We start from the raw sequence: 24,425 nt of genomic DNA, 5'->3' as shown, positions 1-24,425 counted from the left end.
ATCCTCTTTTCTTTCTTTGGAAAATGGCAGAGCTGAGCTCCTATTTCCACTTAATGACATATTTTTCACTGACAGCCACCAGCTTCATCCCCAGAAGACTGATAACCGAAACCAATATGATAATGGCAAACATGGTATCGTACTGGAAAAGTTTCTTAGACTGAATCATATAAACACCCAAGCCTTCAAAACCGCCCAACCATTCAGAAACCACAGTCGTAATGAAGGCGTAGGAAACACTCACCCTCAGACCCGCATAGAAATAAGGCAAACTAGCTGGAATTTTAAAATGCCAGAGAATCTGCCAGCGATTGGCCTGCATAAGCTCAAAGAGAGTCAGAGTATCCCGGTCACAATGCCGAAAACCGTCCAGAATACTGACGATAATCGGAAAAGTTGTCGTCAGAATAATGAGCACAATCTTGGGCAAAATTCCATAACCCAGCCAGAGAACCAGAATTGGCGCCAAAGCAATGGTCGGAATAGTCTGCACCACGACCATCATGGGATAGATCAGATCATTGAGCCAGCTCATGCTGTCCATGAGTATAGCTAGTATACAAGCCAAGATGACCCCCAAGACTAAACCCAGTAAGGCTACTTTTAAGGTCGCCCAGCTATGGCCTGCTAGAAATCCAGCATCTCTGATAAAGGCCTGACCGATTTCCAGAGGTGTCGGCAGGATAAACTTGGGCAAAAGCTTTAACCAGCCCATGACCTGCCAGATGACAAGTACACCCAACATACCTAAGAGACCGATTTGCTGTCGCATCAGCCTTTGTATTGCTTTCATTAGAACAATTTTCCTCCCTTCCTGCATTTTAGCGCTGCAATTCTTCAAGATATCACCATTCGATAAAGATGATAAAAGAAAAGGCCTTTTCCGTATATGGAAAAGGCGCACAAATACCACTGTTTTTCGGTATGTTTCCTACGCTGGCATTACCCAGATCAGGTGCGGTCGAAGCTTACACTTCCTCTCAGACTGTACACAGACTCCCATATATAGGACTATAATAGCGCAATCATCAGCAAATGTCAAGGTTGGAGCTTGGGCTCACTCCCTTTCAACTATAAGTAAAGCAAACTATCATCAATCAGCCAAACTTCCCTTTCAAAGCCAGCAAAGTCTCCATAGCCCTGATATTCTCAGTCTCACTTGTGGATAAAATGGTTTCAAAGCCCAGTTCAGCTGCCGTATCTAAGTTAGCCTGAATATCATCAATGAAGACGGATTCTACTGGATTCAAACCATACTTTTTCAACAGCTTTTGGTAAATCTCTGCTTCCGGCTTGACAACACCGACCTCTGAGGAAAGGATATAGCCTGACAGCAGTGGGTAAATGGGCAACAAACCAGCTTTTTCAATATGATAAAAAATCTCACAAGTGGTTGACAAGATATAGATTCGATAGCCCTGGTCAGCCCATAGCCGAATCCTTTCCTGTAAATCACTGTAAACATGCACAACCTCATACCAATGATAAAAGATATTCTTAATGGCGGAATGATAGGAAACGTCCAACTGAGCCAGGACTTCCTCACAGGCTTCTTTCAAACTCAGCTCTCCCTTGTCCGTCTGATGCCAGACACCCGACTCAAAAATGACCTGCCTAAGGACCTGCCGCTGCTCTTTCTCAGGTTCAAAATATGTCAAGATTTTCTCAGAATTCCATTCAATCAAGACATTGCCCAAATCAAAAACCAAATGTTTAATCATGATGACCACCTGTTTTCTTTGCTTATTAACCTCTATATACGTTGATCTGACTGAGGAATTGCTTCAAATATAAGTAAAAAGGCCCACTGGACCTTTCTATTCATCAAAATAACGGATGAGGTTCTTTTCTGTCAAAATGTCAGAATAAGTATAAGACTCCACATAGGTATTGGAGATTTCCCCTGGCTGACCGCCTTCATTGGAATATTCCACGATAAACAAAGACGGATAAACTTCAATCAGACGGCCTTGCTTGCTTTTTTGGCGCTTACGACCGTTTTCCAGCGTCATCTCAACGATTTGTCCTTCATGCGCCTTGATATCTTCTTTGATTTTTTTCATTTTTGCCACATCTGTAAATGCATCACTCATCTTTATTCGTCCTCTCTTTTGGAAATACTTGAGAATTTATTATACTCTTTCTGGAAAATTAACTCTACTGTACCACGCGCTCCACTCCGGTTTTTCTCGATAATGACTTCAACCTTGTTGTTGGGAATGCCTTCTTCCTCCTCACCAGCTCGATCATAATAATCATCCCGGTAAAGAAAGGCAACGATATCCGCATCCTGCTCAATGGAACCTGATTCCCGAATATCAGACAGCACTGGTCTCTTATCCTGCCGCTGTTCCACGCCACGTGAGAGCTGACTCAGCGCAATGACCGGTACCTTGAGCTCCTTCGCCAAGATTTTCAACTGACGGGAAATTTCCGAAACTTCTTGCTGGCGATTTTCACGACCCGTTCCTGTGATCAACTGCAGATAGTCAATCAAGACCAGACCTAGATTGCCCGTTTCCTGGGCCAGTTTTCGAGCCCGCGAGCGAATCTCTGTAATCCGAATCCCTGGTGTATCATCGATATAAATACTAGCATTAGCCAGATTAGCTGTCGCAATGGTATATTTTTGCCACTCTTCATCTGTCAGTTGCCCCGTACGAATAGAGTGAGAATTAATCACCCCTTCTGAAGCCAGCATCCGGTCCACCAAGCTCTCCGCCCCCATTTCCAGAGAGAAAATGGCTACAGTCTTATCCAGCTTGGTTCCGATATTCTGAGCAATATTAAGGGCAAAGGCCGTCTTTCCGACCGCTGGCCGAGCCGCCAAAATGATTAATTCTTCCTCATGCAGACCAGTCGTCATCTTGTCCAACTCACGATAGCCAGTCGCAATCCCAGTAATATCTGATGTCTGCAGAGACCGAGCCTCCAGATTGCCAAAGTTAAGATTCAACACATCACGGATATTTTTAAAGCCACTGCGGTTGGCTGTTTCGCTGACATCAATCAGGGCTTTTTCAGCTCCGGCGATAATTTCCTCTGACAGACGGTCACCATCGTAGGCTTGATTGATAGACTCTGTCAGACGCGAAATCAGCCGCCTTAGAATGGCCTTTTCTGCAACGATTTTAGCATAGTATTCAGCATTGGCAGATGTTGGCACAGAATTGACCACTTCCACCAAGTAGCTGAGACCGCCAATATTCTGCAAGTCACCCTGGCTGTCCAAAATGTTACGAACAGTCGTTGCATCAATGGCATCGCCGCGGTCAGCCAAGTCAATCATAGCCTTGAAAATCAAGCGATTGGCATACTTAAAGAAATCAGCAGGCTCGATATACTCACGAACAAAGACCAGTTTGCTCTCATCAATGAAAATGGCTCCTAAGACGGACTGCTCCGCTAAAATATCCTGAGGCTGAGCTCGGAGTTCATCAATCTCTGCCATCGGTAAATCCTTCCTTCAAATCACTATTATCCTTCTTTAACCCGCAAACGAATCACCCCAGTTATATCCTGATAAATTTTCACTGGAACATCTATCAGACCAATGGAGCGAATCGGTGAGTCCACCTTGATATGACGTTTGTCAATTTTTATGCCAAACTGCTTCTGTAACTCTTCTGCTATTTTCTTGCTGGTAATAGAGCCAAAGGTGCGGCCGTCCGGACCAACTTTTTCAGTAAATTCAACAAGAGTAGCTTCTTCTGCTAACTTAGCCTTAATAGCCTGAGCTTCTGCCACTAGTTCTGCGTGGGCTTTTTCTTCGGACTTTTGCTTACCGCGCAGTTCACCGATAGCCTGCGCTGTTGCTTCCTTGGCTAAGTTTTTCTTAATCAGAAAATTTTGAGCATAGCCAGTCGGCATTTCCTTAATTTCGCCTTTTTTGCCCTTGCCTTTTACATCTGCTAAAAAAATTACTTTCATCCTTTTTTCTCCTCGTCTATTATTACTTCCTCTTTAATGACTTGGTCCATAATTTCTTGATTCAGCGACTGAAGGACCTCAGAAACTGTTTTACCTTCAATTTGAGCTGCTGCTAGATTGAAATGACCGCCACCGCCCAACTTTTCCATAATTCGCTGAACGTTGATCTTGCTTCGACTGCGAGCCGAAATAGACACATAGCCTTTGGTATTCTTGCTCACGACAAAAGTAGCTTCAATTCCTGACATAGAGAGCATGGTATCAGCTGCCTTACTGATGACAACCGTATCATAAGTGTTCTCCTCTGGACCAGCTGCTACAATGACATTTGGCAAAATCTTCTTGCCGTTTAAAATCAGTTCATTAATCGCACGATATTCCTCAAAATTCGTAGCAGAAATGTCCTGAATCACAACACTATCACTGCCCCGAGTCCGTAGATAGCTGGCCACATCAAAGGTCCGACTGGTTACTCGAGCTGAAAAGCCTTTGGTGTCAAGCATAATNCCCGCCATGAGAAGGCTGGCTTGCATCTTACTGAGACGGTTCTTTTTAGAATTCTGGAACTGAATCAGCTCCGTCACCAACTCACTGGCACTGCTAGCCCCACTTTCGATATAGGCAATCACAGCATTTTCCGGAAAATCTTCATCACGACGATGGTGATCGACTACGATAATCTGACTGAATTGATCAAAGAAATCCTTAGACAGCGTCAGAGATATCTTAGAGTGGTCAACCATAATCAAAAGCGAACGATTGGTCACCATATTTACTGCTTCAGAAAGCGGCACCAGATAGTCAGCCCCTTCCTGCTGGAGCTTTGTAATGGATCGCTCAATGTCAGAAGCCATCTGGGACGGATCATAGACCACATAAGCTTTCTCAATGATATTACTAGCAAAGAGCTGCATACCAAGAGAAGATCCCAAGGCATCCATATCCAGATTTTTATGTCCGACTATAAAGACCTGATCCACACTCTTAATCTTATCAGAGATCGCAGTCATCATAGCCCGAGTTCGAGTGCGCGTGCGCTTAACAGCTGACGCCGTTCCTCCACCAAAGAAGATTGGGTTCATGTTGTCATTATTTTCTTTGACAACAGCTTGATCCCCACCGCGAACTTCAGCTAAGTTGAGGTTAAGCAGGGCTACACGACCGATTTCATCATGATTACCATCACCATAAGAAAAGCCCATACTGAGTGTCAGCGACAGCTCTCGATTTTTAGCTTCCGTCCGGAATTGATCAATGATAGAAAATTTATTTTCCATCAGCTGTTCCAGCACTGTGTAATCCGTAAAAAGATAGAACCGATCCATGCCAACCCGACGGTAAAACATGTGAAACTGCTCAGAAAATTCTGCTACGAAGTTGGCCACAAAGCTATTGATAAGACTGATATCCGTATCAGAAACGACATCTTCTAAATCATCATAATTATCCACCGAGATAATCCCGATTACCGGGCGCGTTGTCACCAGACCAACGGTTGCTTGGTATTCATTGGATGCATCAAAAAAATAAAACACGCTGGATGCACGGTCCAAGTAAACCGAATATTTCTTGTCTCCAACCGTAGCATAATGACCAGAGTCTGAATAAGCAGCCTTCATGATATTCTTGAGCATATCAGCATCAAAATCACCATCTTCGGTTGTAAAAATCAGTTCTGCATAGGGATTAAACCACTCTACATCACCATTATCTTCACTAATTTTAATGACACCAACTGGCATCTTATCCAGCAAGGAAGCGAGGCTTCCTTCTGCTTGATGATTGACATAATGAATCTGCTCAATCTCATCTAGCTCGGATACTCTCTGTTGCTGGATAAAAAGCACAATCAAAAGAGCCAGCACAAGTATGAGAGCAGCTAGCATAGCCAAACTATCACCAAAAAGCCTTAGACAGATGGCTAAGATTATAAAGGAAATTAGACCCGCCATCGCCAAGTGAATTGGGGCAAAACGAAATTTTTTCATCATAGACCTCTTATTCCGCCATTTTACCATAAATCCAAGAAAAAAGCGAATTTCTCCCAATAATCAAAGCATTTAACAAGGGTAAAGGAAGCGAAAAATAGTCTTTCAAAGTTTACAACCTTGTAAACCTCTTGTAAATTTACACAAAAAGGCTGCTTCCCAAAGGAAACTAAGCCTTTTAAAAGAGTTACTTCGCTTGATTTTTAGAAATGCTTCTAGACTTGCCTTCTAAGTAAACCATCAAAATAGAAATATCTGCTGGATTGACACCAGAAATACGACTAGCCTGACCAATTGTTTCTGGATTGATTTTCTTAAACTTCTGTCGTGCTTCTGTCGCAATCGAGTCAATATCATCCCAGTCAATATTAGCTGGAATCCGCTTCTCTTCCATGCGCTTCATCTTTTCAACCTGATCAAGAGCTTTGGAAATATAGCCTTCGTACTTAACTTCTGTCTCAAGCAGCTCTATAATCTTTTCATCAAGCTCCTCTGCCGCTGGACCAATGAACTGAACCACATCTTGATAAGACACTTCTGGCCGCCGCATAAATTCTTTGGCAGTTACCGCATCTGTCAGAGGCTTAAAACCAAGCGCTTCTACCTTGGCATTGGTTTCCTTGACAGGTTTTAGCTTGATGGATTCCAAACGCTTCATTTCATTGTCAAATTGATTCTTTTTAATCTCGAAACGAGCCCAGCGCTCATCATCCACAAGACCAATTTCTCGGCCTATCTCTGTCAAACGCATATCAGCATTGTCATGGCGGAGAATCAAACGGTACTCAGCTCGGCTAGTCAAGAGTCGGTAAGGTTCTACAGTTCCCTTGGTCACCAAATCATCAATCATGACTCCAATGTAACCATCACTGCGCTTCAAGATTAACTCCGGCTTCCCTTGGATCTTCAAGGCCGCATTAATCCCAGCAATAATCCCTTGACCAGCGGCTTCTTCATAACCAGAAGTTCCATTGGTCTGCCCTGCTGTAAAGAGCCCAGAAATTTTCTTGGTTTCCAAGGTTGCCCGTAACTGGTGAGGCATAATCATATCGTACTCAATGGCATAGCCTGTCCGCATCATTTCAGCATTTTCTAGACCCTTGATAGAGTGAACCAAGTCCTTCTGCACATCTTCTGGCAAACTAGTTGACAACCCCTGCACATAAACTTCTTCTGTATCACGACCCTCAGGTTCTAAGAAAAGCTGGTGGCGTTCCTTGTCCGCAAAACGGACAATCTTATCCTCGATTGACGGGCAATAGCGAGGTCCCACACCCTTAACGATACCTGAAAACATAGGAGCACGATGCAGGTTATTTTGGATAATTTCATGACTTTCTGCATTGGTATAAGTCAACCAGCAAGGCACTTGATCTTTCACATAGTCCTCATCACGAGACGTGTAAGAGAAATGATTGGCTTTTTCATCACCTGGCTGAATTTCAGTCACATCATAATTGATAGATGACGCCTTAACACGTGGAGGAGTTCCAGTTTTAAAACGACCAATTTCAAATCCTAGGTCACGCAGATTATCTGCTAAAGGAATGGCTGCTAAGCTATGGTTTGGACCAGATGAATACTTGAGATCACCAATAATAATTTCTCCCCGCAAAGCTGTTCCAGTCGTAACAATAACAGCTTTAGCTGCATACTCCTGATGGGTCGCTGTTTTAACCCCAATGACCTTACCATCTTCTACCAAGATTTCATTAATCATGGTTTGCCGCAGAGTCAGATTTTCTTGATTTTCAACAGTCTTCCGCATTTCTTTGGAGTAAACTTCCTTATCCGCCTGGGCCCGAAGAGCCCGAACAGCGGGTCCTTTACCAGTATTGAGCATCTTCATTTGGATATAGCTCTTGTCAATATTCTTGGCCATCTCCCCACCCAAAGCATCTACTTCACGAACGACAATCCCTTTAGCAGACCCTCCGATAGAAGGATTGCAGGGCATAAAAGCCAGCATCTCAATATTGATGGTTGCTAAAAGAACCTTGCAACCCATTCGACTAGCAGCCAGCGATGCCTCAACCCCAGCATGCCCTGCTCCAATCACGATAATATCATAACTTTCAGTAAAATTGTGTGACATTTCTTTTCCCTTCGTTTTTTTTCACCAAAAAAGGCCAAGTCTCCAGAAGTGCAGGACAAAAAAGCCTGCAACATCCATGAGCTTTGACCATCATGACTATTGTTAAAGCTATTTTATCAAATCAAATCGTTTTGTCAATGCAAATCACTGTTTGAGCAAGGTCTGCACACTGACGATAATCATCTGTATTCCTATCGAGAATAGTAAAAGTCCCATCATTTTCGTTATAATTTTCATCAAATTTTCTCCCAAGAAGCCTGCAATTTGTTTTGCACTTCTTAACAGGAGATAAGTGATGACACATAGTAGAGCAAAAGCAACTACGGTTATCAGTTGATTCTGCAAACCTCCATTAGCCAGACTTAAAGCAGTTGTAATTGTACCTGGTCCCGCAAAAAGTGGCATTGCAAGAGGAGAAATAGCAATAGACATTGGATCTGAATTTACTGCTTGCTGCTCCATTCCTTTATAGCTGGGTGAATGATTACCATTAATCATATGATAACCGATAACGGCCACTAATATTCCACCAGCAATTCTGAAAGAAACAATTGTAATTCCAAATACTTTAAAAATGAAATCTCCTGAAAAGATAAAAACAGTTACAATAACAAAGGCAATCAAAAGACTCCTAAAAGCAATTTTTCGTGAAATTTTTTGACTATCATCTGCTACTAAAGCCATGTAAGCAGGAAGATTTGAAATTGGGTTCATTATAGCGAAAAATGCCATAAATGCATAAAAAAATTGAGAACTCATCGTTTTTATTTAACTCCAGTTAGACATACTGACAAACCTTGCCATCACGGTAGGCATTGTCAATTAAACCGCCACCTAAGCACTCATCTTCATCATAGAAGACGACTGCTTGACCTGGAGTAATAGCCCTTTGTGGTTGTTCGAAGTTGACAACTGCCTTGTCACCCTTTACAGTAACTGTCACCTTAGAATCCGGCTGACGATAACGGAACTTAGCTGTACACTCCATAGTAAATTCTTCTGGCATTTCTTTTGTGAAATGAACCTGACTAGCGTCAAGACTGGTTGACATTAAGTTGTCATGGTAAAAGCCTTGACCCACATAAAGGATATTTTGGCTGAGGTCTTTTCCAACCACAAACCAAGGCTCATTATCTCCACCGTGCTGACCACCAATTCCAAGACCACCCCGCTGGCCAATAGTATAATACATCAACCCAGCATGCTGGCCCATATCTCGGCCTTCCAAGGTCATCATGCGACCAGGCTGGGCTGGTAAATATTGACTCAGAAATTCTTTAAAATTCTTCTCACCAATGAAGCAAATACCAGTCGAGTCTTTTTTCTTAGCTGTAGCTAAACCAGCTCTTTCAGCAATTGCTCGAACTTCTGGCTTTTCTAAATGCCCCAGAGGAAACATAGTTTTTTGCAGTTGTTCCTGTGACAGTTGGCTCAAAAAGTAAGTCTGATCCTTATTGTTGTCCTTACCACGCAGCATATGTACTAGGCCATCTTGGTCTCTCTTCACCTGAGCATAGTGACCCGTTGCAACATAATCTGCACCCAGTGTCAAGGCATAGTCAAGGAAGGCTTTAAACTTGATTTCCTTGTTACACATGACATCTGGATTTGGAGTCCTACCAGCTCGGTATTCTGCCAAGAAGTATTCAAAAACGCGATCCCAGTACTCTTTCTCAAAGTTGACTGAGTAGTAAGGAATGCCAATCTGGTCTGCAACAGCTGCTACATCCTTGTAGTCTTCTGTGGCTGTGCAGACACCAAATTCATCTGTGTCGTCCCAGTTTTTCATGAAGATGCCAATTACATCGTAACCTTGCTCTTTTAAGAGCAAAGCAGTTACTGATGAATCGACGCCTCCGCTCATACCAACTACGACACGGATCTTAGAGTTATCACTCATTGTGTTCTCCCATCTTTTCGTTATTTCACGATTGAAGGTCGTGCTGTGCTTTCAACGATTGAAGGTCGCTTGAGCAAGCCCTATTATAGCACGAAAGGACTAGGAAAACAAATCAGAAATTTAACTAGAATTATCAACTGTAAAGAATATTTACAACTCTGTAAAGTTATTAATTTTCTCGTTTACTTTCTCCTCTAACAAAATTTTATAATATTCACTTTTAATTCATTTAAAAAATCAGCAGAAAGCCCTAAACTTTGTTATAATGAAAATAATAAATAAGCTGCAAGGAGAAATTATGACTTCACTGAGATTTCAATCTGTTTTTGATATTATCGGACCTGTGATGATAGGCCCATCAAGCAGCCATACAGCAGGCGCCGTCCGTATTGGAAAAATTGTCTCCTCTATTTTTAATGATGAGCCAACAGAAGTAGAATTCCAGCTCTTTAACTCTTTTGCCAAAACTTACCGAGGTCACGGAACTGACTTAGCTCTTGTAGCAGGGATTTTAGGTATGGATACAGATGATCCAGAGATTCCTAACAGCCTTGAAATCGCCCATAAACGCGGTATCAAGATTGTCTGGACAATTCAAAAGGATAGCAATGCACCCCACCCCAATACGACCAAGATTACAATCAAAAATGACCGTAAAACAATCAGTGTGACTGGAGTCTCTATCGGTGGCGGCAACATTCAAGTAACAGAGTTGAATGGCTTTTCAGTATCTCTGAGCATGAATACTCCAACCATCATTATTGTCCACCAGGATGTCCCAGGTATGATTGCCCATGTCACCGAAGCTCTGTCACGCTACAATATCAATATAGCACAGATGAATGTTACCCGTGAGAAGGCTGGAGAAAAAGCGATTATGATTATTGAAGTTGACAGCCGCAGCTGTGAGGAAGCCATTGACGAAATTCGCAGTATTCCTCATCTGCATAATGTGAATTTCTTTAAATAGGAGAAAATATGTTTTATTCCATCAAAGAATTGGTAGAGCAAGCTGACTTGGATTACCAAGGAAATGTTGCTGAATTGATGATTGCTACCGAGTATGAATTAACTGGTCGCGAAAGAGATGAAGTCCTGCGGCTAATGCATCGCAATCTGGAAGTCATGAAAGCCTCTGTCCTTCTTGGACTCGATGAGAGCAAGTCTCGCAGCGGATTGACTGGAGGAGACGCAGCAAAACTTGACCGCTATATCCAGTTGGGAAAGACTTTATCAGATTACACTGTGCTGACTGCTGCAAAAAATGCTATTGCTGTCAATGAACACAATGCTAAAATGGGCTTGGTTTGTGCTACACCAACGGCTGGCAGCGCTGGCTGTCTGCCAGCTGTTCTTACATCTGCCATTGAAAAATTAGGACTCTCAGAAGAAGAACAGCTAAACTTTCTATTAGCTGCAGGCGCTTTTGGCCTAGTTATTGCCAATAACGCCTCAATTTCAGGTGCTGAAGGTGGCTGTCAAGCTGAGGTTGGCTCTGCTTCTGCTATGAGTGCAGCTGCTTTAGTTCTGGCTGCTGGAGGTTCACCTTTTCAAGCCAGTCAAGCTATTTGTTTTGTCATCAAAAACATGCTGGGCTTGATTTGTGATCCAGTAGCTGGTCTGGTGGAAGTTCCTTGTGTCAAGCGAAATGCTATGGGAGCCAGTTACGCCTTTATTGCAGCTGATATGGCTCTTGCAGGAATCGAGTCTAAAATTCCTGTTGACGAAGTTGTTGACGCCATGTATCAAGTCGGGTCAAGTCTGCCTACTGCTTTCAGAGAAACAGCTGAAGGTGGTCTAGCTACAACACCGACAGGTCGCAGACTTTCAAAAGAAATCTTTGGAGAATAACCTTGACAGATTTGTCAAGTAGATTTACGGGATAGTAAATAAGGAGACAAGATGAGTCATTTGAAACATATCTTCTTTGATTTGGATGGAACCTTAGTTGACAGCTCAAAGGGCATCCAAGAATCCTTTGAATACAGCTTCAAACAACTTGGAAAAGAGTGCCCTGAAGAAAGTATTATAAAAAGTTTTATGGGGCCGCCTCTGGAAGTAAGCTTCGCTTCTGTTCTTGAAGAAAGCCAAGTTCCAGAAGCGATTAGCTATTATCGCAGTTTCTATAAGGAAAAAGGCATCTGGGGCGTCCGCCTCTATGAGGGGATACCAGAATTGCTGACAAAGTTAAAAGAAGCTGGCTATCAGATTTATGTAACAACGAGTAAAAATCAACCCACAGCACAAGATTTATTAGCAAATCTAGCTATCTCTGAGCAATTTGATGATATTTTTGGCTCACTGCCAGATTCATTTCACAAAGCAGATGTTCTGCGCCGAGCTCTGCAAACACTAGATGCAAATTCAGAAGAAACCATAATTATAGGCGATACAAAGTTTGATATAATTGGCGGTAAAGAAGTAGGAATCTCAACTTTAGGAGTCCTTTGGGGCTTTGGCAGCAAAGAAGAGTTACTAGAAAATGGAGCAGATTTCCTGGCTCATTCTCCCAAACACATTTTAAAAATATTAAACGAACACTTTTCATAACTTTACATAGCTGTCAATCTAGATAAGATTGTTATCTTTAAATCTTTATCTACACTACCATTTTCTGCTTATAAATTGTCAATTTTATGTAAACTAAAAAAACCACAGGGATTCTGTGGTTTTTTTAGTTTTATCTTAGTAACCCCAAGCTGAAAGTCCTTGAGCACTATAGGCGCTATATGCTGATTGGATTTGATCATCAACAGTAGCTGTTGAACCCCAACCTGGCATTGTTTGGAAAAGACCACTAGCACCTGAAGGGTTGTAAGCATCTACTTGACCATTTGATTCACGGGCAATGATAGCTTCCCAAGTTGATGCAGGAACACCAGTCATTTCTGCCATACGTGATGCTGCATAAGAACCAGTTGCACCAGCGGTATTACCATTGCTAAGTACAAGGCCTCCTGAAGTTGCTGCTGAATTAGCTGTTGCTGCAGGTGCTGCATAATTATTTACGGGAGTTGCAGTTGCTGCTACGCTTGTTTCAGACGTTTTGGCACTATTTCCAAGTTCCAAGATTTGACCAACACGGATGTGATTCGGATCTGCAATCTTGTTTAACTCTACTAATTTCTCAAGAGTTGTATTTTTTTCGTTAGCAATAGCTGATAAAGTATCACCGGCTTCAACTGTATAGGTCTCAGCATTTGCAATACCTGAAACCAAGAAAGCCGCTGCAGCGACTGCACCTGTTAAAGTCCATTTTGCTGTTTTTTTGTTCATTAAAATGTAATTCTCCTTTCGGTGATAGTACTATCTTACACATAAAATATTACCAAAAAGTTACATTACCAAGTCAAACGTTACAAGAACATTTAGTTTAGACGTTAAAAACAGACTTTTAGAGCTTTTTTGCCAAATATTTTCTTTGACGAAGTAAAAAATAGACAAGTTTAACTTATACTATTCTCTAAAAACACTTTAAACTGCAGGTCAGTTTTTCAATATATAAAGCAGAATACCTAATATAAGTAAGCTAATAATAGCAAAGCTGTCATTTCTTTTCCATGACAAGCGGCGAAAACGTGTCCGCCCTTCACCTCCATTATAGCCACGCGCTTCCATGGCAATTGCTAGAGCATCTGCCCTTTTAAAACTAGAAGCAAACAAAGGGATTAGAATGGGAATAATAGATTTAACCTTTTGAACAAGCTTTCCCTCGCCAAAGTCAACACCACGCGCCCTCTGGGCGTTCATAATCCGAGTAGTATCATCCATTAAAGTTGGAACGAAGCGCAGGCTCATAGAGAGCATTAGGCCAATCTCATGTGCTGGCACCTTGAAAACCTTCAGAGGTTTCAGCAAAGACTCAACCGCATCGGACAAGCTTAAGGGAGTCGTTGTCAGAGTCAGAAGAGTAGAAAGGAAAATAATCAGAATAAAGCGGCTAAAAATAATACCAGCCTGTGACAGTCCTGCTTCTGTAATTCTGATAAAAGCGACCTGAAAAATTGTAGCGCCTCCTGAGGTCAAAAACAGCTGGAACAAGGTTGTAAAAGCTATGATAAAAACCATAGACTGGATCCCTTTTAAAAAGAATTTTAAAGGAACCTTAGACAGCAAGACCAAACTAAAAACGAAAACAAACAACAGCAGATTGGTCACAAGATTATTGGCCCAGAAAATTAATAGAATAAAAAGAAACATCGCTAGCAACTTGCTCCGCGGATCCAAACGATGAATAATTGAATTTCCGGGAATATAGCGACCTAAAATCAACTTATCCATGCAAAATCTCCTTGAATTCTTCAATCGTAATAGGATAGTGCGAGAAGGTCATCCCTTTCTCCGCCAATTCGTGAGCAAATTTTGTAATCTTAGGAACACCCAATTGAATACTCTCCATAAAATCAAGATCCTGAAAGACCTGAGCAGGCTGACCGCTCTTGACAACTCTGCCCTTATCTAAAACATAGACTGTATCAGCAAAGTTGGCTACATCATCCATTAGGTGAGTTACCAAAACAATGGTCATACCGGCTCGATGCAGCTCTTCAAAGAGCCTCATCAGTTCTTTTCGACCGGACGGATCAAGTCCTGCTGTCGGCTCATCCAAAACCAAGATATCAGGCTCCATGGCCAGTATACCAGCTATGGCCACCCTGCGCATCTGGCCACCAGAAAGTTCAAAAGGACTGCGATTGAACAAATCCTCAGAAATTCCGACTAAGTGCAATTTTTCACGTGCCAAAGCTTCCGCTTCTTCCTTAGAAACACCAAAATTCTGAGGGCCAAAAGCCACATCTTTCAAAACTGTTTCATCAAAAACTTGACTTTCCGGAAATTGAAAGACTAGACCGACCCTCTTGCGCACCTGTTTAATGTCTTTATTGACGGAATCAGCCGTGATAACTGTACTGCCTACTTCAACACTGCCCTGATTAGGAACCAGCAAGCCATTTAAAAGCTGGAGAATGGTTGACTTACCGCTGCCAGTATGCCCGATAAGAGCTGTATAACTGCCCGATTTTATCTCCAAATCCACTTCAAAAAGCGCTGGTCCCTCAAAAGGGGTGCCAGCTTGATAAGTATAACTTACATTTTTGAGAGTAATACCCATAGTTGATCCTGCAATTCTTTTTCTGTTAAGTAAGAGTCTGGCAGAGGAAGCCCTGACTGACACAAAGCCGCCTTTACCTGATTAACAAATGGCTGATCCAATCCTAGCTCTTCCAAATCTTCTCGAGAAAAAAGTTCTCTCGGGGTAGCGGTAGATTCAACCTGACCTTCTTTCATGACCAAAACACGGTCGCTTAAGGCTATTTCATCCAGGTCATGAGTGATAGAAATGACGGTCAGTCCATTCTTGTCTTTAATCTTTTTTACCGTCTGGATAAGATCCAGACGCCCCTCTGGATCCAGCATGCTAGTTGCTTCATCCAAAATAATGATATCCGGTCTCAGAGCTACCACACCTGCAACAGCTACCCGCTGTTTTTGCCCTCCGGAAAGACGAGCTGGTTCACGCTCCTTAAAATCCTGCATGCCAACAAGCTCTAATGCTTGCTGGACTCGCTCTACCATCAGATCATAGTCCAGCCCTTGATTTTCCAAACCAAAGGCTACATCGTCTTCTACAGTTGCACCGACAAACTGATTATCTGGATTTTGGAATACCATGCCAATCTGTCTGCGTTTTTCCCAGACGTTTTCAGCTGTCAGCTTATCGCCTGAGATAATAATATCTCCGCTTTCCGCTTCTAAAAGACCGTCAATCAAACGAACTGTGGTTGATTTTCCACTCCCATTATGACCAACAATAGACAGCCATTCCCCTTTTTTTACTTGAAAGGAGACATCATTTAAAGTGTAATTCTCAGACTCACTATCGTATTTGTACTTAAGATTTCTTACTTCGATGATATTTTTCATATTATTTAAAGGTATCTTTAAAGAGATAGGCACTTCCCTTGAAGTAGTCATATCCAGAATAAATCGTAAAGATTAAAGCGATATACAGAAGGATTTGTCCTAAGAGAGTCCAATGAATCAGTAGAAAAATAATAGCAAACATCTGCGTGAAGGTCTTGATTTTACCTGGCATAGCAGCTGCTAAGACTGTCCCTCCTGTTTCCACTAAAAGCAAGCGCAGACCTGTTACTGCCAATTCCCGGCAAATAATAATCGCTACAACCCAGGCAGGAGCCATTTTCATCTCGATCAACATGATAAAAGCAGACATCACTAAAAGCTTATCAGCCATGGGATCAGCAAATTTACCAAAATTTGTTACCACTTCCCACTTTCGTGCCAAATAACCATCTAGATAATCAGTTATACTGGCAAAAGCAAAGATAAAAGCTGCTAAAATATGCATGATGTAAGAATGACCGAATGTTAAAATCACAACAAATACAGGGATTAAAGCAATTCTAACAAGGGTTAAGGCGTTTGGAATATTTTCTTTTTTCATGGGATTCCCTTCGTTTTTATCCTTTCGTAATGTTCAAACTAATAGTTCCACTATCGCTAGTCAAAGCCGAAGTATCTAGTTTTTGTCCCTCTATCGTCACAGTTGCTCCTTTAACAGGTGCTAACGTAATAAGATACTTATTGCCTGGCTCAAGAGAAACCGTCTGGCTTGATTTTTCAGGAGATAAGGTGATACCTTCGGCTAGTTCTGAATCGCTTATACTTACCAAATTGGTCGTTTGCTCCACAGAAACGGTCACTTTGACAGGCTGACTTGCTCCGCTATACTCAGCAATCAAATTCTCTCCGCTTCCACTAACTGTCAATTTGCTAACTGAGGAAGAAACTGACTTAGAATCAATCGAAGAAAAGGAACTCTTCTGACTGTTAATGCTTTTAGAGGAAACCAGACTATAATTGCTGTTAGATGCTTTGAAACTTACCGAATTAGTATGAGCATAGCTCCAAATATAGTATGCAACGAAAGCTGCAATAGCTGAAGCCAATAAGAGAAAATAGAACAAGGGCAGAAAAGAGCTTTTATTTTTATTTTTTCTGCTCCTGAATTCCTCATCTGCTGCCAGTGCCACTTCATCAAAGACAATCATCTCACCAGCTTCGTAAGCCTCCAGAATAATAGATTCATCCAAATCTACAGCCCAAGCATATTTCCGCAAGAAGCTGCGGGCATAGAAAGGACTAGGAAGCAAATCATAGTCATTTCGTTCCAGCGCTTCTAACAAATCCTGCTGGATATCTGTCTTTTTTGACAATTCCTCTAAGCTCAGCCCTTGATTGGTCCGGGCAAGCTTCAACACTTCTCCTATCGTTTTTTTTCTCATACGTACTTTTCCCTTATTTCTATTCTTCACTATTTTAACAAAATTTTAAAAACGATTCTGGAATTATTTTGGAAAAATAGTAAAATCTGTCATATCACACTGATCGATAAAACGATGACCTAGTTTTATCACATCATTCAGACTGATATCCTGTAAAATTTTCGGCAAATCAAACAGATTCTCACCCGTCAAATGCGGTTCATATTGGGTTGCAATATACTCAAGCGAGTTTAAACCATGCAGAAAATCACCAAACATCTCACTTTTAATCGTATCCAAATGCTCTTCTGTCACATCTGGATCCTTGTCAAAATTCTTGATGGCTGAGCGAAATTGATGAGAAAGTCCCACCGGCTCCTGAGTGTCCATCGTCAACATGACAAAGTGAAAATCTTTTTCTACTTCCACTTCCAACGTTAAAGAATTATCCATTTTCCCACTTTCATAGAGGGACTGGAAACGCTTGGAAGTCCAGCCAAACATCATGGCAAATAAGAGTTTCAAAGTGATTTTATAGCGATACAACTCCGATTCATCAACAAAGTCTGTCCCTCGAATCCCAACTGCCAGTTTTGGACTAGCCACCTCCATTCGGTAGGTGTCTGTTGAAACCACTGGATGAAGGCTAACAGGAATTTTTTCAATAGGTTCCGAACTCCCAGCAAAAACTAGTTTTCCCTGCTGTTCAGCAATCTCTGCAGCTATCTGTTCCAAATCGAAATTACCAATCACAAACAAAGTCATATTAGAAGGATGATAAAAGTTACTGAAATTTTCCTTCAAATTTTCGACGGTAATCTCAGAGATAGACTCTTTCGTTCCTGCAATGTCTTCTGCCAGAGGTGTTTGAGGATAGAGATTGGCCAAGGCTCCAAAAAAGAGACGATAATCTGGATTATCCTGATACATTTCAATTTCTTGGCCGATAATATCCTGTTCCCGCAAAATGGATTCTTTTGTGAAATCAACCCGATGCACAAGTTTTTGCAAAAGCTGTAGGTTTTCTGACATATTGTCCGTTGCAGAAAATAAATAGCTAGTCCGAGTAAAGCTTGTAAAGGCATTACTCTCAGCCCCTAACTTAGTAAATTCCAGCAGCAAATCCTTTCCTTGCGGGCCTTCAAAAAGCTTATGTTCCAAAAAATGAGCTATTCCCGCCGGATACTGAGTGACCTGCTTGGTTTCACGTGAAACAATCCCTGTATCCACTGAACCAAAATTAGTTGAGATAATCCCATAAGTTTCATTAAAATCATTTTTAGGCAGAAGAAAAACACGCAAACCATTTGCCAAGACTGTCTGATAAACAGTTTCTCCCACTGCTGAATAATTGATTTTTTTTAGCACTTCTCCCTGCATTATTTTCCTTCCATAAAGTAAATAGCTTGTAATTTTAAGAGACCCGCTGCTTTGACAATATCATCTTTATGAACCTGTTCCAAAGCTTCCAGCCAAGCTTCAAGAGATAAGAATTTTTTCCCTAAAACAGAAGCCATATAAGCTCTCTCTAAGATTGTATTCTGTCGATCCTGAGCTAACAATACCGAATTTCTCAGCATTTTCTTGGTTTGATTCAGTTCTTCCTGACTAAAATTTCCGCGCTTCAAATCAACAATCTGTCGGTTGATTAAAGCAACTGTTCTAGTCCGATTGCTGCGGTCAATACCAGCGTAAATCCGCATCATGCCTGAAAAAATATCAAAGTTGCTGGAAATCGTATAAGCCAGTCCTTCCTTTTCACGAAGATTGACAAATAATTTCGAATGGGCAAAGCCACCTAGCAAAGCATTTAAAACGACCAAAGGCAGGTGCTCACTCTCTCCGTACTGAATAGGGAAGTGATAGCCCAACTCAATAATTGACTGATGCACGTCCTTCTGCTCCAGTCCTTCTCGCAAAACATTGGAATATTCTTGCTGATAAACTAGCTGAAGTTCTTGCTGGCGAGGTGCAAAATTGAAAGATTGAATTTTCTCCCGAACAGCCACTTCATTAAAGTCCCCAATAAAGAAAAAGTCAATCTGATTTTCCTGAAGCATCTGCTGAAAAGCAGCAAAACTGCTTACAGCTGTCTCTTTCTGAATTAATTCAATCGTCCCAACACGAGGCATCTGCATTTCCTCTTCTTCATAAAAGAGTTTATCTAATTCTCGATGAGCATGATAAAAATGATTCTCAATTTCAGCTTCCAAATCATTCAAGATATTTTTCTTCTCAATTTCAAAAGCAGATTCATCAAAAGCGTCCTGACTTACCAATGGAGAAAACAAGCTAGCTTTCAAAAAATTAAGCATAGCATCTGTTAGGACATTTTTACGACTCAAAAATTTATCCCGCACAAAAGAAAGATTGATATCTAAATAATGGACCAATCCTCTCCTTGAAAGACTCGTAGAATAATCAGCTCCATACAAATTGGCCAAACGTTCTCTGAAGGCCTGCGAAGTAGGATAAACAGCATTGACAGTCTCCAGCATACTGGCTGTTAAAACCCGACCAGCTACTGTTTCTTTGGACATAGGCGCTGAAAAACGAACCCTGATTTTATTTGTTTTAAATTTTTCCGATTGAATAAAATGGAGACGAACTCCTTTAGTGATTTCCATGACGCCCCTCATACTGAATAATATAGACTACTATTATATCATGAAATGCCTCTGATTTGTTTGTTCTACCAAGCTTTTTGCTGATTAAAACGTTTTCTGATAACAGGAGAAAATTTCCGATTTTATCCAAAGCACCTTAGCACTTTTTACTAACAAATGTGGTATAATGACAGGGTTGAGGTGAAATATGGAATATAAATTATTTGATGACTACATCACACTACAAGCCCTTTTGAAAGAAACAGGAATTATCCAAAGCGGCGGAGCAATTAAATCATTTCTAAGTGAATATCCAGTTCTTTTTAACGGTGAGCCAGAAAACCGCCGGGGAAAAAAACTCCGTGTCAATGACAGCATCTCCCTTCCCGATCAAGGAATTAAAATTAATCTGACAGCTCCTAGTCAAGAAGAAATCCTGCAACACCAGAAAGAAATCACAGAAAAAAAACGAGTTGCTGAACTTGTTAAAGCCATGAATAAGGATTTTAAAAAATCTCAGACTTCTAAAAAAGAAAAGCGTAAGAATGCAGGGCTACCTAAAAAGCAGAAAACTACTAAAAGGCCTGTTCGCTTCCCTGGTATCTAATCATGTGGCTGCAATCATTAAAAATCAAGCATTTCCGAAATTATCAGGAAGCTGATATTGACTTCCATCCTGGATTAAATGTCTTTCTAGGCCAGAACGCACAAGGTAAAACCAATATTTTAGAAGCTGTTTATTTCCTAGCCTTGACAAGAAGCCACCGCACACGCTCAGATAAGGATCTGATTCATTTTACAGAAAATGATCTCTTTGTCTCTGGCATCTTAGAAAAAAAGACTGGTAAAGTTCCCCTTGACATTAACTTGACACCAAAAGGTCGCATCACAAAAGTCAACCACTTGAAACAAAGTAAATTATCAGACTACATTGGAACAATGAATGTTGTTCTTTTTGCTCCTGAAGATTTACAGTTGATTAAAGGTTCCCCCAGTTTACGCCGTAAATTTATAGACATTGAGCTTGGACAAATCAAGCCTGTCTATCTATCAGATTTATCCAATTACAACCATGTCCTCAAACAACGCAATGCCTATCTGAAAGCTAATGACAAAGTTGATGAAACCTTCTTGACTGTCCTTGATGAGCAGCTGGTTGACTATGGCTGTCGTGTCATAAGGCATCGGTTGGATTTTTTGCAAAAATTAGAAAGCTTTGCTCAAGACAAGCACTGGGACATCTCTCAAAATTTGGAAGAATTGACTGTCAAGTATCTGTCATCTATTCCTTTACACCAAATTGACAATATACAAGAAACTTACCGTTCTTCCTTATTAGGCAGTCGTAAACGCGACCTATTCAAAAAAAATACAGGTGTTGGTCCCCATCGTGATGATATTGCTTTTTTTATCAACCAGATAGATGCCAACTTTGGTAGTCAAGGTCAGCATCGCAGTCTTGTTTTATCTCTGAAACTAGCCGAAATCAAGTTAATAGAAAGCATTACAAAGGAAACGCCTATTTTGTTGCTTGACGATGTAATGAGCGAACTCGACAATAACCGTCAACTAAAATTATTAGAAACTATCTCTCAGGATATTCAAACTTTCATCACTACAACAACTTTAGAACATTTAAAAAATCTTCCACAAGATATTAAAATTTTCACCATTCAGCAAGGACAAATTATATCTCAATCCTAGCATTACATGAGGTTTACGTTTTTGTAAATTTCATTTACAAAAAACTTGCTTATGGTGTAAACGAATTATATCGAATTGCTGTTAGAACAGCTTTTATAGCCTTTTGAATTGTAAAATTATGTCAATTTAAATCGTAAATTTAAAAAGAGGTTAGGAAAAATTCCTGACCTCCTTTTATTTTTTATTGAACTGAATAGTTAGGGGCTTCATTTGTAATTTGCACATCATGAGGGTGGCTTTCCTTCAATCCAGCACCACTCATCTCAATAAACTGAGCATTATCGTGAAGTTCTTGCAGATTTGCGGCACCAACATAACCCATACCAGATCGGATACCACCCAGCATCTGGAAGACAATATCTGCAGCAGCTCCCTTGTATGCCACACGGCCTTCAATTCCTTCTGGAACTAGCTTATTCGCTTCATTGACAGAACCTTGGAAGTAACGGTCACTAGAGCCCTTCTTCATAGCGGCGATAGATCCCATTCCACGGTAAGTCTTAAATTTCCGACCTTGGAAGATTTCTGTCTCACCTGGCGCTTCGTCTGTTCCTGCAAACATTGAACCCAGCATAACAGCATTTCCACCTGCAGCCAAGGCCTTAACAATATCTCCAGAATACTTAATCCCACCATCAGCAATGATGGTTTTTCCATATTCACGTGCTACAGCAGCTGCATCATAAATAGCCGTTACTTGAGGAACACCAACACCAGCAATGACACGGGTTGTGCAGATAGAACCTGGGCCAATTCCGACCTTAACAACGTCTACACCTGCTTCATAAAGAGCGCGTGCACCTTCAGCAGTTGCTATGTTTCCAGCAATTAAAGTACGATCTTGGAAATGAGCGCGAATCTCAGCAATTTTGCGCAATACTCCTGCTGAGTGGCCATGAGCAGTATCAATAACAATCGCATCAGCACCTGCTTCAAAGAGAGCTTCTGCACGTTCGAAAGTATCTGAAGTAACTCCAACAGCACCAGCTACCAAGAGACGACCAAACTCATCTTTAGCAGCATTTGGAAACTCAATAACTTTTTCAATATCTTTAATGGTAATCAAACCTGAAAGACAGCCCTTATCATCAACCAAAGGCAACTTTTCAATCCGGTGCTCTTGCAAAATACGCTCCGCAGTTCCCAAATCTGTTCCAACAGGCGCCGTTACAAGATTCTCACTAGTCATATGACGGGAAATAGGTTGATTGAAGTCAGAAATAAAACGTAAATCACGATTGGTCAGAATACCCACTAACTTACGATTTTCAAGAGTTTCGACAACAGGAACACCACTGATACGGTAACGTCCCATCAACTCATCTGCCTCAGCAATGGTATGCTCAGGTGTTAGGAAAAAAGGATCAATAATAACGCCATTTTCAGAACGTTTAACCTTTCGAACTTCATCAGCCTGTTGCTCGATTGACATATTTTTGTGGATAACTCCAAGACCGCCGGCACGGGCAATAGCAATAGCCATCTGGCTCTCTGTAACAGTGTCCATAGCGGCAGTAATGATTGGGATATTCAAAGTCAGATTCTCAGCAAGCTTGGTACTCAAATCAGCATCATTGGGCAGTACATGGCTTTCAGCTGGAATCAGCAGTACATCATCAAAAGTAAAACCTTTTTTCAAAAATTTAGTGTCCCNGTTAGACATCCACAGTTTCCTCTTTTCCTTTTTATTAAACTAATACCCAAAGAGAATCGAAGTTCAGTTTTCTTTGAATAAGAGCTGGTTTTTTTGTTGTTAATATCATACCATTCTATAGGAAATTGTCAATCATTATTACACAAAAAATAAAAACCATCATTTTTGAAACTAAAAACGATAGTTTTTGTGATTTATAATCAATAATGTTCGTTATTTAAAATAATTAATCCCCATCGCAGACTTCACTTCTGAAAGAGTCTGAGCAGCAGTCTGACGTGCCTTATCGCATCCTTCTTGCAGCATCTGATAGACCTGTCCCATGTCTTTAGCAAACTCTACCCGACGCTCACGAATTGGCCCTAACTCTCGCTCTAGAATTTNTAACAGATAGCGTTTGGTTTTGACATCTCCCAGACCACCTCTTTGATAATGCTCTTTCATTGCAGCAATATCAGCAGCATCTTCGGGGCGGCCAAAAACATCCAGATAATGAAAGACCATATTTCCCTCAATTTTTCCAGGATCTTCCACTCTGATATGATTAGGATCTGTATACATGCTCATGACTTTCTTTTGCAGAATATCCATATCATCTGCCAAATAAATGCCATTATTGAGAGACTTAGACATCTTAGCATTGCCATCCAATCCAGGCAAACGTCCAGCTGCTTCGTTTTCAGGATAAATCCCTTCCGGTTCTACCAAAACATCTGTCTGATAAGCGTGGTTAAAGGAACGAACAATTTCCCGAGTCTGCTCAATCATAGGCTTTTGATCATGTCCTACTGGTACAAAATTAGCCTTGAAAGCAGTAATATCAGCTGCCTGAGAAATCGGATAAACTAAAAATCCAGTTGGCAAACTTTCACCAAATCCTTTTTGAGCAATCTCAGTCTTGACAGTAGGATTACGCTCAAGACGAGCTAATGACACCAAATTCATGTAATACATTGACAACTCTGCCAACTCAGGAATCTGACTTTGAATAAAAATAGTCACCTTTTCAGGATCCAATCCAGCAGCTAGATAATCCAAAGCTACATTCCCAATGGACTCAACAATTGTCTGAGGGTCCTTTGCATGATCTGTCAAAGCTTGCTGATCAGCCAAAAATACGAACATCTCATATTTACCCTGATCCTGCAAAAGCACGCGATTCCGTAAACTTCCTACATAATGACCAATATGCAATTTTCCTGTCGGACGATCTCCTGTTAAAATAATTGGTTTAGTCATTTATTACTCCTCAATTTATAATG

At 41.1% G+C, this 24,425-nt stretch carries 24 protein-coding genes; 5 read left to right on the top strand and 19 right to left on the bottom strand.

The features are described from left to right. Positions 1-40: 40 nt before the first annotated feature. The 9 genes from D8886_RS09550 to mnmA all read right to left on the bottom strand — a co-directional run bounded on the left by D8886_RS09550 (position 41) and on the right by mnmA (position 9,913). The gene (locus D8886_RS09550) at positions 41-820 is read right to left on the bottom strand and encodes an ABC transporter permease (RefSeq protein ID WP_185758698.1); all 780 of its coding nucleotides are present in this window, start codon (positions 818-820) and stop codon (positions 41-43) included. Positions 821-1,097: 277 nt separating this feature from the next. Continuing rightward, positions 1,098-1,721, bottom strand: a complete 624-nt coding sequence (locus D8886_RS09545) for an HAD family hydrolase (protein WP_061603037.1) — start codon at positions 1,719-1,721, stop codon at positions 1,098-1,100. A gap of 96 nt (positions 1,722-1,817) precedes the next feature. Continuing rightward, positions 1,818-2,093, bottom strand: a complete 276-nt coding sequence (locus D8886_RS09540; RefSeq protein ID WP_002894239.1) for a Veg family protein — start codon at positions 2,091-2,093, stop codon at positions 1,818-1,820. A 2-nt stretch (positions 2,094-2,095) separates the two neighbouring features. Beyond that, positions 2,096-3,451: a replicative DNA helicase gene (dnaB, locus tag D8886_RS09535; RefSeq protein ID WP_002894241.1), complete on the bottom strand. Its 1,356-nt coding sequence runs from the start codon at positions 3,449-3,451 to the stop codon at positions 2,096-2,098. 26 nt (positions 3,452-3,477) lie between these two features. Beyond that, positions 3,478-3,930, bottom strand: a complete 453-nt coding sequence (rplI, locus tag D8886_RS09530) for a 50S ribosomal protein L9 (protein ID WP_002894242.1) — start codon at positions 3,928-3,930, stop codon at positions 3,478-3,480. Continuing rightward, positions 3,927-5,918: a DHH family phosphoesterase gene (locus D8886_RS09525; protein ID WP_472979981.1), complete on the bottom strand. Its 1,992-nt coding sequence runs from the start codon at positions 5,916-5,918 to the stop codon at positions 3,927-3,929. The genes rplI and D8886_RS09525 overlap by 4 nt, the downstream gene beginning before the upstream one ends. A 187-nt stretch (positions 5,919-6,105) precedes the next feature. After that, positions 6,106-8,013, bottom strand: a complete 1,908-nt coding sequence (mnmG, locus tag D8886_RS09520) for a tRNA uridine-5-carboxymethylaminomethyl(34) synthesis enzyme MnmG (protein WP_125435359.1) — start codon at positions 8,011-8,013, stop codon at positions 6,106-6,108. A 144-nt stretch (positions 8,014-8,157) separates the two neighbouring features. Then, complete coding sequence (locus D8886_RS09515; RefSeq protein ID WP_002894248.1) at positions 8,158-8,772, bottom strand: MarC family protein; 615 nt, start codon at positions 8,770-8,772, stop codon at positions 8,158-8,160. A 19-nt stretch (positions 8,773-8,791) separates the two neighbouring features. Then, positions 8,792-9,913 carry a tRNA 2-thiouridine(34) synthase MnmA gene (gene mnmA / locus D8886_RS09510; RefSeq protein ID WP_125435357.1) on the bottom strand — a complete coding sequence of 374 codons (1,122 nt, stop codon included), beginning with the start codon at positions 9,911-9,913 and terminating at the stop codon, positions 8,792-8,794. Positions 9,914-10,211: 298 nt separating this feature from the next. On the opposite strand from mnmA, the gene sdaAB reads away from it, so the two are divergent. From sdaAB to D8886_RS09495, 3 genes are read left to right on the top strand one after another with little or no spacing between them, the layout of a single operon-like run. Beyond that, on the top strand, positions 10,212-10,883 hold the full coding sequence (gene sdaAB, locus D8886_RS09505) for an L-serine ammonia-lyase, iron-sulfur-dependent subunit beta (protein ID WP_125435355.1): 672 nt from the start codon (positions 10,212-10,214) through the stop codon (positions 10,881-10,883). Positions 10,884-10,891: 8 nt separating this feature from the next. Further along, a complete protein-coding gene (gene sdaAA / locus D8886_RS09500; protein ID WP_125435353.1) occupies positions 10,892-11,764 on the top strand; it encodes an L-serine ammonia-lyase, iron-sulfur-dependent, subunit alpha in 873 nt (290 codons plus the stop codon). Positions 11,765-11,815: 51 nt separating this feature from the next. Further along, positions 11,816-12,463 (top strand): HAD family hydrolase, encoded by a 648-nt coding sequence (locus tag D8886_RS09495; protein WP_125435351.1) that lies wholly within the window; start codon positions 11,816-11,818, stop codon positions 12,461-12,463. A 135-nt stretch (positions 12,464-12,598) separates the two neighbouring features. Here D8886_RS09495 and D8886_RS09490 read toward each other — a convergent pair whose 3' ends face one another. The 8 genes from D8886_RS09490 to yfmF all read right to left on the bottom strand — a co-directional run bounded on the left by D8886_RS09490 (position 12,599) and on the right by yfmF (position 19,826). After that, the gene (locus D8886_RS09490) at positions 12,599-13,189 is read right to left on the bottom strand and encodes a LysM peptidoglycan-binding domain-containing protein (protein WP_002894257.1); all 591 of its coding nucleotides are present in this window, start codon (positions 13,187-13,189) and stop codon (positions 12,599-12,601) included. A gap of 210 nt (positions 13,190-13,399) precedes the next feature. Further along, a complete protein-coding gene (locus tag D8886_RS09485; RefSeq protein WP_125435349.1) occupies positions 13,400-14,194 on the bottom strand; it encodes an energy-coupling factor transporter transmembrane component T family protein in 795 nt (264 codons plus the stop codon). After that, entirely contained in the window at positions 14,187-15,026 is an 840-nt protein-coding gene (locus D8886_RS09480; protein ID WP_125435347.1) for an energy-coupling factor ABC transporter ATP-binding protein, read from the bottom strand. The genes D8886_RS09485 and D8886_RS09480 overlap by 8 nt, the downstream gene beginning before the upstream one ends. Beyond that, on the bottom strand, positions 15,002-15,838 hold the full coding sequence (locus tag D8886_RS09475; RefSeq protein ID WP_185761291.1) for an energy-coupling factor ABC transporter ATP-binding protein: 837 nt from the start codon (positions 15,836-15,838) through the stop codon (positions 15,002-15,004). The genes D8886_RS09480 and D8886_RS09475 overlap by 25 nt, the downstream gene beginning before the upstream one ends. A 1-nt stretch (position 15,839) precedes the next feature. Then, positions 15,840-16,379: a CDP-diacylglycerol--glycerol-3-phosphate 3-phosphatidyltransferase gene (pgsA, locus tag D8886_RS09470; protein WP_004189336.1), complete on the bottom strand. Its 540-nt coding sequence runs from the start codon at positions 16,377-16,379 to the stop codon at positions 15,840-15,842. 16 nt (positions 16,380-16,395) lie between these two features. Continuing rightward, positions 16,396-17,250, bottom strand: a complete 855-nt coding sequence (gene rodZ / locus D8886_RS09465) for a cytoskeleton protein RodZ (protein ID WP_125435343.1) — start codon at positions 17,248-17,250, stop codon at positions 16,396-16,398. A 33-nt stretch (positions 17,251-17,283) separates the two neighbouring features. Next, a complete protein-coding gene (gene yfmH / locus D8886_RS09460; RefSeq protein WP_004189330.1) occupies positions 17,284-18,579 on the bottom strand; it encodes an EF-P 5-aminopentanol modification-associated protein YfmH in 1,296 nt (431 codons plus the stop codon). Continuing rightward, complete coding sequence (gene yfmF, locus D8886_RS09455) at positions 18,579-19,826, bottom strand: EF-P 5-aminopentanol modification-associated protein YfmF (protein WP_312023314.1); 1,248 nt, start codon at positions 19,824-19,826, stop codon at positions 18,579-18,581. Before yfmF ends, yfmH begins: the two co-directional genes overlap by 1 nt. 187 nt (positions 19,827-20,013) lie before the next feature. Here yfmF and yaaA point away from each other — a divergent pair, with 187 nt between their 5' ends. Both yaaA and recF read left to right on the top strand, forming a co-directional pair. Next, positions 20,014-20,412: a S4 domain-containing protein YaaA gene (gene yaaA, locus D8886_RS09450; protein ID WP_125435339.1), complete on the top strand. Its 399-nt coding sequence runs from the start codon at positions 20,014-20,016 to the stop codon at positions 20,410-20,412. Between the two features lie 2 nt (positions 20,413-20,414). Beyond that, positions 20,415-21,509, top strand: a complete 1,095-nt coding sequence (recF, locus tag D8886_RS09445) for a DNA replication/repair protein RecF (protein WP_125435337.1) — start codon at positions 20,415-20,417, stop codon at positions 21,507-21,509. A 181-nt stretch (positions 21,510-21,690) separates the two neighbouring features. Here the strand turns inward: recF and guaB are convergent, their stop codons facing one another. Both guaB and trpS read right to left on the bottom strand, forming a co-directional pair. After that, positions 21,691-23,172, bottom strand: coding sequence for an IMP dehydrogenase (gene guaB / locus D8886_RS09440; RefSeq protein WP_125435335.1), 1,482 nt, complete (start codon positions 23,170-23,172; stop codon positions 21,691-21,693). 204 nt (positions 23,173-23,376) lie between these two features. After that, the gene (trpS, locus tag D8886_RS09435; RefSeq protein WP_125435333.1) at positions 23,377-24,402 is read right to left on the bottom strand and encodes a tryptophan--tRNA ligase; all 1,026 of its coding nucleotides are present in this window, start codon (positions 24,400-24,402) and stop codon (positions 23,377-23,379) included. Positions 24,403-24,425: the final 23 nt, after the last annotated feature.

Source organism: Streptococcus sanguinis (assembly GCF_003943655.1).
Taxonomy (GTDB): Bacteria; Bacillota; Bacilli; order Lactobacillales; family Streptococcaceae; genus Streptococcus; species Streptococcus sanguinis_F.
This window is presented reverse-complemented; position numbering and strand designations above follow the sequence as displayed.

Excerpts from the sequence above, each read along its gene's own strand:
- D8886_RS09550 (WP_185758698.1), bottom strand. The coding sequence starts at position 820 with ATGCAGGAAGGGAGGAAAATTGTTCTAATGAAAGCAATACAAAGGCTG.
- D8886_RS09545 (WP_061603037.1), bottom strand. The coding sequence starts at position 1,721 with ATGATTAAACATTTGGTTTTTGATTTGGGCAATGTCTTGATTGAATGG.
- D8886_RS09540 (WP_002894239.1), bottom strand. The coding sequence starts at position 2,093 with ATGAGTGATGCATTTACAGATGTGGCAAAAATGAAAAAAATCAAAGAA.
- dnaB (WP_002894241.1), bottom strand. The coding sequence starts at position 3,451 with ATGGCAGAGATTGATGAACTCCGAGCTCAGCCTCAGGATATTTTAGCG.
- rplI (WP_002894242.1), bottom strand. The coding sequence starts at position 3,930 with ATGAAAGTAATTTTTTTAGCAGATGTAAAAGGCAAGGGCAAAAAAGGC.
- mnmG (WP_125435359.1), bottom strand. The coding sequence starts at position 8,013 with ATGTCACACAATTTTACTGAAAGTTATGATATTATCGTGATTGGAGCA.
- D8886_RS09515 (WP_002894248.1), bottom strand. The coding sequence starts at position 8,772 with ATGAGTTCTCAATTTTTTTATGCATTTATGGCATTTTTCGCTATAATG.
- mnmA (WP_125435357.1), bottom strand. The coding sequence starts at position 9,913 with ATGAGTGATAACTCTAAGATCCGTGTCGTAGTTGGTATGAGCGGAGGC.
- sdaAB (WP_125435355.1), top strand. The coding sequence starts at position 10,212 with ATGACTTCACTGAGATTTCAATCTGTTTTTGATATTATCGGACCTGTG.
- sdaAA (WP_125435353.1), top strand. The coding sequence starts at position 10,892 with ATGTTTTATTCCATCAAAGAATTGGTAGAGCAAGCTGACTTGGATTAC.
- D8886_RS09495 (WP_125435351.1), top strand. The coding sequence starts at position 11,816 with ATGAGTCATTTGAAACATATCTTCTTTGATTTGGATGGAACCTTAGTT.
- D8886_RS09490 (WP_002894257.1), bottom strand. The coding sequence starts at position 13,189 with ATGAACAAAAAAACAGCAAAATGGACTTTAACAGGTGCAGTCGCTGCA.
- D8886_RS09485 (WP_125435349.1), bottom strand. The coding sequence starts at position 14,194 with ATGGATAAGTTGATTTTAGGTCGCTATATTCCCGGAAATTCAATTATT.
- D8886_RS09480 (WP_125435347.1), bottom strand. The coding sequence starts at position 15,026 with ATGGGTATTACTCTCAAAAATGTAAGTTATACTTATCAAGCTGGCACC.
- D8886_RS09475 (WP_185761291.1), bottom strand. The coding sequence starts at position 15,838 with ATGAAAAATATCATCGAAGTAAGAAATCTTAAGTACAAATACGATAGT.
- pgsA (WP_004189336.1), bottom strand. The coding sequence starts at position 16,379 with ATGAAAAAAGAAAATATTCCAAACGCCTTAACCCTTGTTAGAATTGCT.
- yfmH (WP_004189330.1), bottom strand. The coding sequence starts at position 18,579 with ATGCAGGGAGAAGTGCTAAAAAAAATCAATTATTCAGCAGTGGGAGAA.
- yfmF (WP_312023314.1), bottom strand. The coding sequence starts at position 19,826 with ATGGAAATCACTAAAGGAGTTCGTCTCCATTTTATTCAATCGGAAAAA.
- yaaA (WP_125435339.1), top strand. The coding sequence starts at position 20,014 with ATGGAATATAAATTATTTGATGACTACATCACACTACAAGCCCTTTTG.
- recF (WP_125435337.1), top strand. The coding sequence starts at position 20,415 with ATGTGGCTGCAATCATTAAAAATCAAGCATTTCCGAAATTATCAGGAA.